Source organism: Streptomyces longhuiensis, assembly GCF_020616555.1.
Classification (GTDB): Bacteria; Actinomycetota; Actinomycetes; order Streptomycetales; family Streptomycetaceae; genus Streptomyces; species Streptomyces longhuiensis.
The window spans coordinates 6,720,337-6,732,899 of record NZ_CP085173.1 but is presented as its reverse complement, the minus strand read 5'-3'; the positions used below and the strand labels follow the sequence as shown (position 1 = coordinate 6,732,899).

Sequence of the window (12,563 nt, the reverse complement as noted above, 5' to 3'; positions counted from 1 at the left end):
CAGGGTCGTCATGCACGAGCCTCCGCGGTCGATGTCGCCTGTGCCGTCAGTTCGCGGGCCCGGGCGCGTGCCCAGGTCTCCGCTTCGAGGACGTCCGCGACGGTCAGGGAAGTTCCCGACGTCGTGGTCGAAGGTACGCCGTGTTCCTCGACGACCTTCGTGACGGTGTCCATGATGCCGTTGAACGGCAGCGCGCCGTTCAGGAACGCGTCGACGCACTCCTCGTTTGCGGCATTGAACACTGCCGGGGCCGTGCCCGCGAGCTCCCCGACGTGCCGGGCGAGCCCGACCGAGGGGAAGGCCTCGGTGTCGAGGGGGAAGAACTCCCAGCTCGACGCCTTCGTCCAGTCGAACGCGGGCGCCGCGTCGGGGATCCGCTCGGGCCAGCCGAGGCCGATGGCGATGGGTCCGCGCATGTCGGGCGGCGTGGCCTGGGCGAGGGTGGAGCCGTCCGTGAACTCGACCATGGAGTGCACGTACGACTGCGGGTGCACGACCACCTCGATCCGCTCGAACGGGATGTCGTAGAGGAGGTGCGCCTCGATCACCTCCAGACCCTTGTTGACGAGAGTCGCCGAGTTGACGGTGATGACCGGGCCCATCGCCCAGGTCGGGTGCGCGAGCGCGTCCTCGGGCGTGACGTGCGCGAGGTCCGCCTTGGTCCGTCCCCGGAAGGGGCCGCCGGACGCGGTGACGACGAGCTTGCGGACGTCCGAGCGCTTGCCGGCCGCGAGGGCCTGGAAGAGCGCGGCGTGCTCGGAGTCGACCGGGATGATCTGGCCCGGCTTCGCGAGCGCCTTGACCAGGGGGCCGCCCACGATGAGCGACTCCTTGTTGGCGAGGGCCAGCGTGCGTCCGGCCTCCAGGGCGGCGAGTGTCGGGGCGAGGCCGATCGATCCGGTGATGCCGTTGAGCACCGTGTGGCAGGAAGAGGCGGCGAGCTGGGTGGCCGCGTCGGGGCCCGCCAGGATCTCGGGGAGCGGCTCGCCGTCGGCGTACTGCGCCCGCAGGGCCTCGCGCAGGGCGGGCACGACGTCCTCGCGGGCGACCGCGACGGTGCGTACGCGCAGCTGCCTGGCCTGTTCGGCGAGCAGACCGACCCGGCCGCCCGCGGCGGACAGCGCCGTGACCGTGAACCGGTCGGGGTTGCGCAGCACCAGGTCGATGGCCTGCGTGCCGATCGAGCCCGTGGAGCCGAGGATGACGACGTCCCGCGGGCCGTCCGAGCCGGCGGGGTCGAAGACGAGGTGCGGGTCCGCGAGGGGGGATGCGCTGTCGCTCATACCCCCCATTGTGGCGTGGCCTCCGGTCCTCCTGCACAGCGCGTCCCCCGGCGGTTCGTCATGGCTCGCGCCGGCGGGGGTCCGTCGGCCCGGCGGGCGGCTGCGGGGCGTCCGCGGGCCGCTCCGCCTCGGGGTTGAAGTCGCCTTCCTGCAGGCCCCCGGCGGTGTCCATGGTGGGCGCGCTGAAGTGGAGACGGTCGGGGCGACGGGCCGCGTCGAGGGCGTCGGAGGGCGGTGTGTCGTCGGTGGTGTCGAGGTTGAAGACGTAGCCGACGGACTCCTCCTTGATGGCGTCCATCATGGCCGTGAACAGGTCGAACCCCTCGCGTTCGTACTCGAAGATCGGCTCGCGGCCCAGTGTGTAGCGCAGGCCGATTCCGTCGCGGAGGTAGTCCATCTCGTAGAGGTGTTCGCGCCATTTGCGGTCCAGGACGGCGAGGACCACGACGCGTTCCAGATCGCGCAGGGCCTCGGCGCCGAGCTCCCTCTCGCGTTCCTCGAAGCGCGCGTGGATGTCGTCGGTGACGGCTTCGACGAGAAGGGCGGCGGTCAGGTCGGCCCGCCCGCCCGCCTCGTCGTCGAGCTCCTCGGGGGTGATGCCGCACGGGTAGAGCTCGTGGAAGGCGGCCCAGAGCGCGTCGAGGTCCCACTCCTCCGGGTAGCCCTCAGCGGTCTCGGTGGTGATGTACGCCTTGATGGTCTCGTCCATGAAGAGGAGGATCTGGGCGCGCAGGTCCTCGCCCTCCAGGACGCGGCGCCGCTCGCGGTAGATGAGGGTGCGCTGCCGGTTGAGGACCTCGTCGAACTTGAGGACGTCCTTACGGGACTCGAAGTGCTGCTGCTCGACCTGGGACTGGGCGGAGGCGATGGCGCGGGTGACCATCTTGTTCTCGATGGGCACGGATACGGGGACGTCGGCCATCGCCATGACCCGCTCGACGAGCTGGGCGCGGAACAGGCGCATCAGCTCGTCCTCCAGGGACAGGTAGAAGCGGGACGCCCCGGGGTCGCCCTGGCGTCCCGAGCGGCCGCGCAGCTGGTTGTCGATGCGCCGGGACTCGTGCCGTTCGGTGCCGAGGACGTAGAGCCCGCCGAGCTCCTTCACCTCGTCGTGCTCGGCGGCGGCGGACGCCGCGACGCTCTCCTCGACGGCCCGGCGCCGGTCGGGGTCGTCGTCCTCGGCGGGGCCGCGTTCGTCGAGTGCGGCGGCGGTCATCGCCTCCGGGTTGCCACCGAGCATGATGTCGGTGCCGCGGCCCGCCATGTTCGTGGCGACGGTGACGGCGCCCTTGCGGCCGGCCTGCGCGACGATCTGGGCCTCGCCGCGGTGGTTCTTGGCGTTGAGGACCTCGTGCCGGATGCCGTGCCTGCTGAGCTGTTCGGACAGGAGCTCGGACTTCTCGACGGAGGTGGTGCCGACGAGGACGGGCTGGCCGGCGGCGTGCCTCCCGGCGATGTCCTCCACGATCGCGTCGAGCTTGGCGCGCTCGGTGCGGTAGATCAGGTCGCGCTCGTCGCGGCGGATCATCGGCCGGTTGGTGGGGATGGGCACCACGTGCAGCTTGTAGATCTGGTGGAACTCGGCGGCCTCGGTCATGGCGGTGCCGGTCATGCCGCCGAGTTTGGAGTAGAGGCGGAAGAAGTTCTGCAGGGTGATCGTGGCGAGCGTCTGGTTCTCCGCCATGATGTCCACCCCTTCCTTGGCCTCGATGGCCTGGTGCAGGCCCTCGTTGTAGCGGCGGCCCGGGAGGAGACGGCCGGTGTGCTCGTCGACGATGAGGACCTCGCCGTCGAGGACGACGTAGTCCTTGTCGTTCTTGAAGTGCTCCTTGGCCTTGAGCGCGTTGTTCAGGTGCCCGATGAGCGGGGTGTTGGCCGCCTCGTAGAAGTTCTCGACGCCGAGCTGGTCCTCCAGGAAGGCGACCCCGCGGTCCAGGATCGCCACGGTCCGCTTCTTCGGGTCGTACTCGTAGTCGTGCGTGGCCCGCAGCCCGGCGAGCCGGTCCTTGTCGGCCTGGCTGGTGAAGTGCTCGTCCTGGACCTGGACGCCGCTCATGTGCTGGACCAGTTCCGCGAAGACGCCGTACCAGCGGGTGGGCTGGTCGGCCGGGCCGGAGATGATCAGCGGCGTGCGGGCCTCGTCGATGAGGATCGAGTCCGCCTCGTCGACGATCGCGAAGTGGTGGCCGCGCTGCACCAGTTCGTCCTTCGACCAGGCCATGTTGTCGCGCAGGTAGTCGAAGCCGAACTCGGTGTTGGTGCCGTACGTGATGTCGCAGGCGTACGCGGCGCGCCGGTCGGCCGGGTCCATGTCGCTCCTGACGACACCGACGGTGAGGCCCAAGAACCCGTAGGCCCGGCCCATCCAGGCGGCGTCGCGCTCGGCGAGGTAGTCGTTGACGGTGACGAGGTGGACGCCCTTCCCGGCCAGCGCGTTGAGGTAGACGGGCAGGGTCGCGGCCAGGGTCTTGCCCTCGCCGGTCTGCATCTCGGCGATGTTGCCGAGGTGCAGCGCGGCGCCGCCCATGAGCTGTACGTCGAAGTGGCGCATGCCGAGCGTGCGGCGCGCGGCCTCGCGGATGGCGGCGAAGGCCTCGGGCATGAGGTCGTCCAGGCTCTCGCCGTCGGTGTGGCGCTGCCTGAACTCGTCGGTGAGGGCCTGGAGCTCGGCGTCGGTGAGCGCGCGGAACTCCTCCTCGACCGAGTTGACCTGGTCGACGACGCGCTGGAGCTTGCGCAGGATCCTGCCCTCGCCCGCGCGCATGATCTTGGTGGTGATGCGGTTGAATCCGGTACCCGCCACAGGAGCCTCCCCCCTGTACCCAATGTCCGCCTCGTGGGGCTTTGAGGCAAGGAGGCGGGACCGACTCACCTCCCGGTCATGGACCGAACGTAGTGACTGAGGTTGGCGCTGAGGACACCGCGCACGTAGAGGATCGCGCCGGCCATCCCGATGGGGAGGGAGAGCGCGAGGACGGCGAAGATCATCGGCCAGGGCTCGAGGACGCAGACGTCGGCGATGCTGTCGTCGTATCCGCTGCGGATCTCCTCGAAGAGGAGCGGGTCGTCGCAGCCGGCGCCGTGTTCACCGCCGGACGCGAGGAGGACGCCCGGCGTCAGCAGGAGCCGGGCCAGGACGTACAGCCACAGCAGCGCGGCGACGACGAGGAGCCAGAAGCCGCGGGTGCGTGTCTTCAGCGCTTGGTCGAGGAACCGTCGTTCCAGGTCGTTGCGGTACGTGCGCTCGTCTCGCATCGCCATCTCCCCCGGGGCCCATGGGCCTCGCGGTGAGCAAGATACCCGCGGGCCCCGGGGCGCGGTTCAGCGGATGGGGCGGTGGACGTTCTCCCGCTTCGAGGGGCCGGGGGTCGCGTCCGCGATCCACGCGCCCTCGCCGCTCGGGTCGATGACACCCTCCTCCAGCCAGGTGTAGGACCCACCGAGGACGCCCTTGGTGACCTTGCGGTCCAGTTCGTCGGTGTTGTGCCACAGGCGCCCGAAGAGTTCGTCGACGCGGACGCGGGACTGGCGGCAGAACACGTCGGCGAGCTGGTAGGCCTCGCGGCCGTGTTCGCCGGTGCCGCGCAGGTGCTCGGCCCGTACGCAGGCCGCGCTCATCGCGAAGAGTTCGGCGCCGATGTCGACGATCCGGCCGAGGAAGCCCTGCTTGGTCTCCATCTTTCCCTGCCAGCGGGACATGGCGTAGAAGGTGGAGCGGGCCAGCTTGCGCGCCGAGCGCTCCACGTAGCGCAGATGGCCGGAGAGGTCGACGTGGCCGTCGGGGTGGAACTCGCTGTAGGAGTTGGGGAGCTGACCGGGTCCGGCGACGAGCTTCGGCAGCCAGCGGGCGTAGAAGCCGCCGGCCTTCGCGCCCGCCTTCGCCTTGTCGGACAGGGACTTGTCGGGGTCGATCAGGTCGCCGGCGACGGACAGGTGCGCGTCCACGGCCTCGCGGGCGATGAGCAGGTGCATGATCTCCGTCGAGCCCTCGAAGATGCGGTTGATCCGCAGGTCGCGCAGGAGCTGCTCGGCGGGGACGGCGCGTTCACCGCGCGCGGCGAGGGACTCGGCGGTCTCGAAGCCGCGGCCGCCGCGGATCTGGACCAGCTCGTCGGCCATCAGACAGCCCATCTCGGAGCCGAAGAGCTTGGCGAGGGCGGCCTCGATGCGGATGTCGTTGCGGTTCTCGTCGGCCATCTGCGAGGACAGGTCGACGACGGCTTCGAGCGCGAAGGTCGTGGCGGCGATGAACGAGATCTTCTGGCCGACCGCCTCGTGGAACGCGACCGGCTTGCCCCACTGCTCGCGGGCACCCGACCACTCGCGGGCGATCTTCAGGCACCACTTGCCCGCGCCCACGCACATCGCGGGCAGCGAGAGCCGGCCCGTGTTGAGGGTGGTGAGGGCGATCTTGAGACCGGCGCCCTCGGGGCCGATGCGGTTCGCGGCCGGGACCCTGACCTGGTGGAAGCGGGTCACGCCGTTCTCCAGGCCGCGCAGGCCCATGAAGGCGTTGCGGTTCTCGACCGTGATCCCTTCGGAGTCGGCCTCGACGACGAAGGCGGTGATGCCGCCCTTGCGCCCCTCCGCCTTCGGCACCCGCGCCATGACGACGAGCAGGTCGGCGACGACGCCGTTCGTCGTCCACAGCTTCACGCCGTCGAGGACGTACGAGTCCCCGTCGGGCACCGCGGTCGTGGCGAGGCGCGCCGGGTCCGAGCCGACGTCGGGCTCGGTCAGCAGGAACGCGGTGATGTCGGTGCGGGCACAGCGCGGCAGGAAGGCGTCCTTCTGCTCCTGCGTCCCGAAGATCTTCAGCGGCTGCGGTACACCGATGGACTGGTGGGCCGACAGGAGGGCGCCGATCGCGGGATTGGCGGAGCCGACCAGGGCGAGGGCCTTGTTGTAGTAGACCTGCGTGAGGCCGAGGCCGCCGTACTTGATGTCGATCTTCATGCCGAGGGCGCCGAGCTCCTTGAGCCCGTTGATCACCTCGTCGGGGATCCGCGCCTCGCGCTCGATACGGGCCGAGTCGATGCGCGTCTCGCAGAAGTCGCGCAGCTTGGCGAGGAACTCCTCGCCGCGCCGGACGTCCTCGCCCGCCGGCTGTGGATGGGGGTGGATCAGGTCCAGCCTGAAGCGCCCGAGGAAGAGCTCCTTGGCGAAGCTCGGCTTGCGCCAGCCCTGTTCGCGCGCGGCCTCGGCTACCTGCCGGGCCTCGCGTTCCGTCACGGATGGCTGCTGGGAAGTTGGGGCCGCCATGGGGCTCACCTCGCCGCGAGTAGGGGCCGTTCGGCATCGACTACCGACGGGTGCTACTCGGTCGTATGTACCCGAAAACCGGCAACCCGACCACCCCTCGCGCACCGATCGGGTCATCGGCTGTGGCATCCGGGGGACATGGGTCCGTCGGGCCCGCCGTCAAACGCAGGCCCGGGAACGCGGACGGCCGGAGCCCCCGCACAGTGGGCTCCGGCCGTCCATGGCCGGCGTACGGATCAGGCGTACGCCGGGGTCTTGCCGCGTCCTACAGGGCGAGGCCCGTCAGGACGAGCACGCGCTCGTACGTGTAGTCGTCCATCGCGTAGCGCACGCCCTCGCGGCCCACGCCGGACTGCTTGGCGCCGCCGTACGGCATCTGGTCCGCGCGGTAGGACGGGACGTCGCCGATGACCACACCGCCGACCTCGAGGGCGCGGTGGGCGCGGAACGCGGTCTGCAGGTCGTGCGTGAAGACGCCCGCCTGGAGGCCGTACTTGGAGTCGTTGACCGCGGCGAAGGCCTCGGCCTCGCCGTCGACCTTCTTGACCGTGAGGACCGGTCCGAAGACCTCCTCGCAGGAGATCGTCACGTCGGCCGGCACGTCGGCGAGGACGGTCGGGGCGTACGTGGCGCCCTCGCGCTTGCCGCCCGCGAGCAGCGAGGCGCCCGCGGCGACGGCCTCGTCGACCCAGGACTCCACGCGCTTGGCGGCGTCCTCGCTGACCAGCGGGCCGACGTCCGTGGCGTCGTCCGCGGGGTCACCGGTGACCTGCGCCTCGACGGCCGCGACGATCTTCGGCAGGAGCCGCTCGTACAGGGAGGCGTCGGCGATGACGCGCTGCACGGAGATGCAGGACTGGCCGCCCTGGTAGTTGGAGAAGGTGGCGATGCGGGTCGCCGCCCAGTCCAGGTCCTCGTCGGAGGCCCAGTCGCCGAGGACGACGGCCGCACCGTTGCCGCCGAGCTCCAGCGTGCAGTGCTTGCGCGGCACGCTGTCCATGATCGCGTAGCCGACCGGGCCCGAGCCGGTGAAGGAGATGACCGGCAGGCGCTCGTCCTGGACCAGGGCGGGCATGCGGTCGTTCGGGACCGTGAGGACGGACCAGGAGCCGGCCGGGAGGTCCGTCTCGGCGAGCAGCTCGCCGAGGATCAGCGAGGAGATCGGCGTGGCCGGGGCCGGCTTGAGGATGATCGGGGCGCCGACGGCGATGGCCGGGGCGACCTTGTGGGCGCTGAGGTTCAGCGGGAAGTTGAACGGCGCGATGCCGAGGACCACGCCGTGCGGAATGCGGCGGGTCAGGGCGAGCCGGCCGGTGCCGCCCGCGTCGGTGTCGAGGCGCTGGGCCTCGCCGCCGTTGAAGCGGCGGGCCTCCTCGGCGGAGAAGCGGAAGACGGAGACGGCACGGCCGACCTCGCCGCGCGCCCACTTGATGGGCTTGCCGTTCTCGGCGGAGATCAGCTGGGCGATCTCCTCGGTGCGCTCGGTCAGCCGGTCGGCCACGTGGTTGAGGGCCTTGGCCCGTACGTGGGCGGGGGTGGCGGCGAACTCGTCGCGGACGGCGTACGCGGCGGCGACGGCTTCCTCGACCTGCGCGTCCGTGGGCACGCTGACCTTGCCGACCAGCCGACCGTCGTAGGAGTTGGTGACGTCGAAGGTGGCGTCACCGGTGGCCTCGCGGCCCGCGAGCCAGAAGGCGTGAGTGGCGGTCATAGTCGGTCCCGGCCCTTCCGCAGTGGGTGTGTACTGGGGTCTTTCCGGACCAACGGTAGGCGGGCCCGGCCGGAGCCGTGTTTGTCCGACCTGTCGGAGTCCACGAGTGCGGCGCGCCGCTTTGGCAGAGGCGGGTGCGGGTTCTGTCCGGAAGGTCGGCCCGGCGGGCCTATTCGCCGCCCGCGCTCGTCGCCTTGAGGGCCAGCCACAGCTCCATGCGCACGTCCGGGTCGTCCAGCGAGCGGCCGAGGATCTCCTCGACGCGCCGCATCCGGTAGCGCAGGGTGTGGCGGTGCACGCCGAGGTCGGCGGCGGCCGCGTCCCACTGGCCGTGCCGCGACAGCCAGGCGCGCAGCGACGCCACGAGGTCGCCGCGGCCGGTCGCGTCGTGGTCCTTCAGGGCTCGCAGGAGACCGTCGGCGAAGGCGCGTACGGCGTCGTCGGCGAGCAGCGGCACGACGGAGCCCGCCGCGACCTCCTCGTGCTCGACGAGGGCGCGCCCGCGCCGCCGGGCGACCGACAGGGCCTGCTCCGCCTGCTTGTACGCGGTCGCGGCGGCGATCGGCCCGGCCGGTGCGGACAGGCCCACCACGAGTTCGTCGTCCTCGCCCGCGCCGCCCTGCTCGCGCTGGGTCAGGCGGGCGGTCTCCAGGGCCTCGGCGTACTGGGTGCAGGCGCTCGTGGACGCGCCGCCGTCGGCGGCGAGCAGGACGAGCCGGTCCCCGTCGGGCACCACGAGGACGGCCTCGCCGGAGCGGGCCGCGGCGGCCTCCACGACGTCGGCGAGTCCGGTGAGCGGGTCACCGGAGGCGGCGACGGCCGCGGCCCCCGTGCCCGGCGCGGGCCGCTCCGGCTTGTCGAGGGCCACGCGCGCGTGCCCGTCGGCGTGCGCACGGCCCGCCGACGCGGACGCGACCTCGGCGACGATCATCCGGAAGGGCGCGTCGAGCAGCCCTCCGTACAGGTCCCCCGCGACGGTCCTGGCGTGCTCGGGCTCCCCGGCGAGCAGCATCCGCAGGACCGCGGCGCCGATGCGCTGCTCGGCGGAGTGCAGCGAGCGGGAGCGCTCGGTGGTGAGGGTGAGCAGGGCGATGGCGGAGTGCAGCGCGTAGCGCTCGGCGGTGCCGAGGGCCGCGGCGGTGCCGACGGCGAGCGCGGCGCGGGGCCTGCGTCCGGTACCGAGCGAGTGCAGTTCCACGCGGTCCTCGTCGCCGCCGCCGTGCTGTTCGCTGCCGCCGACCACGGAGCTGGCCGGGGCGGGCCGCTCGCGCAGCCGCTCGACGTCGGCGACGAGCCGGGCCGCCCGGCGCCCGGCCCACTCCGGCGCGGCGGCGACCACGGCGCCCGAGGCGTCGTACAGCGCGGCCCAGCCGTCGACCTGGCCCGCGAGCGCGCCGAGCAGCCCCTCGGGGCCGCCGCTCAGCGCCTGCTTGGTCAGCTCGCGCTGGGCGGCGAACCCCGCGGTGACGGCGCGGTACTGGTCGGCGGCGATGGCGGCGGAGACGGCCTTGCTGATGGCGATGAAGGGGGTGCGGCGCGGCACTTCGAGGAGCGGGAACTCCTCCTCGCGCGCCGCGTCCACGAGTGCCTGCGGCACCGCGTCGTAGTTGACGCCGACGGCGAAGCCGAGCCCGACGACCCCGGCGCCCGCGAGCCGCTTCACGTAGCGACGCATCGCGTCCGGGTCCTCCGCGTCCAGCTTGAGCGCGGTGAACAGGAGCAGTTCGCCGCCCTCCATGTACGGCACGGGGTCGGCGAGCTCACTGACGTGGGCCCAGCGCACGGCGGTGTCCAGCCGTTCCTCCCCGGCGCGCACGGTCAGCTTGAGCGCGGAGTGGTGGACGAGGGAGGCGAGCGTGGGCGGCATGAGGCCTTCAGGTGTGCGGCAGATGGTGCTCGGGTGGGGGCGGATCCTGTGGATCTTTTGGCCGGTACGTATGAACGACCAGTGTCGATTCTGCCTCACCGTACGTACGTCTGCGGCCTCCCCCGACTCAGCGGGCCGCCTCAGTCGCGCAGGTCCACCAGGAGCGGGGGCGCGTGCTCGCCCCGCACCGTCGTCAGGGACAGGACGGCGTGGCCGGGTGGCACGGCGTGCGCCAGTTCGGAGGCGGACCAGCGCTCGCGCTCGACCTGACGGACGGTGACGGCCCGTGCGGTCGGCGCGTTGCCGGTGATGACGCGGCGCAGCATGTGGACGGTCTTGCCGAGGGGGGTCTCCGCGATGATCTGCCGGTCGGTGACGTCCCGCGTCTCGGTCCACTCCTTGCCCCACACCTCGGCGAAGTCCTGGCCGTCCCACGGGGTGAGGCCGGACAGCGCCATGCGGCAGCCGACGGCGCCGAGGAGCGGTCCGCGCAGGGGCCGGGGCACGTCGTCGAGGGTGCGCAGGGTCAGGACGGCGCCCGCGTTCGCGGACCGCAGCCGCTGGATGCCGCGCACCGCCTGCGGGGTCACGGCTCCGGTCGCGTCGTCCAGGATCAGGCAGGCGAAGAGCGAACGGTCGTCGCGCACCGACGCGCTGGCGACGAACTGGGCGAGCACGAGGCGCGCGAGGATCCGTGACGCGTCGGCGTGCCCGCGTTCGGGCAGGTCGATGCGGACGCGTACGGGGTGGTCGAGGGCGCGCAGCGAGAACGGCCTGCCCCGGCCCGTCGTGTCGAAGAACGAGGCGAACGCGGGCCGGTCGAGGAGCGCCACCCGGTCGGCGAGCACCGCGCCCACGTCCCCCGGGTGCCCCAGCTGCCGCTCGCGCGCGTCGAGTTCGCGGATCATCGCCTCGTGACCCGCGTCGGTGAGCGCCTGCCGCAGCGCGGCGAGCGGCTCCGGGGCGCCGTCGAGGAGCCGGCGCAGCTCGGGCACGGACGGGAAACGGCCGTGGACGGCGTGGTACGGACCGATGAGCTGGGCGATGACGGTGGTGGAGCGGCGACTGTCGCCGCCGGGGTGCGGGTCGGCGAGGTCCCCGACGAGGGCCTCGGCGAGCACCGCCGCGGCCTCGTCGGGGTCGCTCGTGCCGCCGTACAGGTCCAGGTCGTGGACGGACTCGGGGTGGCCGATGCGGATGACGACGTCGTAGCCGTCGGCGGCGCCGAGGCCGGACCCCGCGGGGCCGACGACCACGACGGCGGCGCGGCCGGCCAGGGCGCCCAGGCACAGGGACTCGGCGAGCGGCCAGACGACGCTGCCGGTCTTGCCGGCGCCCGCGGGGCCGACGGCGAGCAGCGAGGTGCCGAGCAGATCGGGCCCGAAGGCGAGGCCCGTGCCGCGGTAGGCGTAGGGGTTGCGCGGGTCGTCGGCGGTCGTGCCGATCCTGACCTGGGCGGTGGCGAGGTCGTGGCGGGCGGCGCGGGCGGGCAGGTCGCGCGCGCCGGAGGGGTGCAGGCAGGCGGCGGCGCCGTCCTTGACGACGGCCGCGCTGAACGAGGCGAGGGGGTGGCTGCCGCGGCGGACGCCCTGCCAGGCGCGGGCGATCCGGGCCTGGTCCACGTCGCGCATCAGCCCGGCGCGGGCGTCGGCGGCGAGCCGGTCGGCGGCGTCGGCGGCGCCCGCGGCCCGGAGCTGGGGCCAGCGTGCCGGGTCCTCCTCGGGCGTGGGCGGCCGCTCCTGGGCGACGGGGACGGCCTTGCGCCAGGCCGGCAGGCCGTAGCGGCGCCAGACCTCACCCCAGCGGCCGAGCCGGCCGACGGCGATCATGATGCCGACGGCGAACACGGCGTAGTACAGGTAGACCACGACGACCGAGCCGACGGAGTGCGGCTGGGCCCAGGAGTCGGGGACCATCGCGTACAGCGGGAGCAGCCACCAGCCGCCGAGGTAGCCGTTCCACAGCAGCGACCAGACGAGCCACCCCACGAGGAACGCGATCACCGCTCCGCCGAGGAGCTGCCGGGCCGGGATCACCTCGGGCTCCTGCGCGGGCCTCGGCCGGTGCGCGAACCGCCAGATGCCCGGTTCGGCGGCGGGCCGCGGGGCTCTCAGCCACCCGAGGAAGGCGGCCCCGACGGCTCCGTCGGACGCTCCGGCGGCGCCGGGAGCGTGCGTGGGGCGGGGCGGCGGGGCGCTGGGGCGCGCGGACGAACCGATGCCCGTTCCCCCGCCGGTTCCCCCAATGGCCGACACCGCCGGCGGCGTCGGCGGCCCCGCGGGGCGCGGCACCGGTGTGGCGTGTGTGCCACGAGCGTCGTGCGTGCCGCCAGCGCCCTGCGTGCCGTCGGTGTCCATTGCCCTTGCCCCCTGACCTGCCGGTCTGTGTGTCCGCGGGTCAATCTAGTGCCCCCGCATGGGGAGTTCACCGGTTACGCGCC

7 protein-coding genes are annotated in these 12,563 nt (G+C 72.7%); all 7 read right to left on the bottom strand.

What is annotated here, in order from left to right:
- Positions 1-8 precede the first annotated feature (8 nt).
- Complete coding sequence (gene dxr / locus LGI35_RS31055; protein ID WP_227297540.1) at positions 9-1,283, bottom strand: 1-deoxy-D-xylulose-5-phosphate reductoisomerase; 1,275 nt, start codon at positions 1,281-1,283, stop codon at positions 9-11.
- A gap of 58 nt (positions 1,284-1,341) precedes the next feature.
- On the bottom strand, positions 1,342-4,047 hold the full coding sequence (gene secA / locus LGI35_RS31050; RefSeq protein ID WP_227300601.1) for a preprotein translocase subunit SecA: 2,706 nt from the start codon (positions 4,045-4,047) through the stop codon (positions 1,342-1,344).
- 104 nt (positions 4,048-4,151) lie between these two features.
- A complete protein-coding gene (locus tag LGI35_RS31045; protein WP_227297538.1) occupies positions 4,152-4,538 on the bottom strand; it encodes a hypothetical protein in 387 nt (128 codons plus the stop codon).
- A gap of 66 nt (positions 4,539-4,604) precedes the next feature.
- On the bottom strand, positions 4,605-6,545 hold the full coding sequence (locus tag LGI35_RS31040) for an acyl-CoA dehydrogenase family protein (RefSeq protein WP_227297536.1): 1,941 nt from the start codon (positions 6,543-6,545) through the stop codon (positions 4,605-4,607).
- Between the two features lie 265 nt (positions 6,546-6,810).
- A complete protein-coding gene (locus LGI35_RS31035) occupies positions 6,811-8,256 on the bottom strand; it encodes an aldehyde dehydrogenase family protein (protein WP_100595112.1) in 1,446 nt (481 codons plus the stop codon).
- Between the two features lie 169 nt (positions 8,257-8,425).
- Positions 8,426-10,123: a PucR family transcriptional regulator gene (locus LGI35_RS31030; protein WP_227297534.1), complete on the bottom strand. Its 1,698-nt coding sequence runs from the start codon at positions 10,121-10,123 to the stop codon at positions 8,426-8,428.
- A gap of 140 nt (positions 10,124-10,263) precedes the next feature.
- Positions 10,264-12,480, bottom strand: a complete 2,217-nt coding sequence (locus tag LGI35_RS31025; protein ID WP_227297532.1) for a type IV secretory system conjugative DNA transfer family protein — start codon at positions 12,478-12,480, stop codon at positions 10,264-10,266.
- Positions 12,481-12,563: the final 83 nt, after the last annotated feature.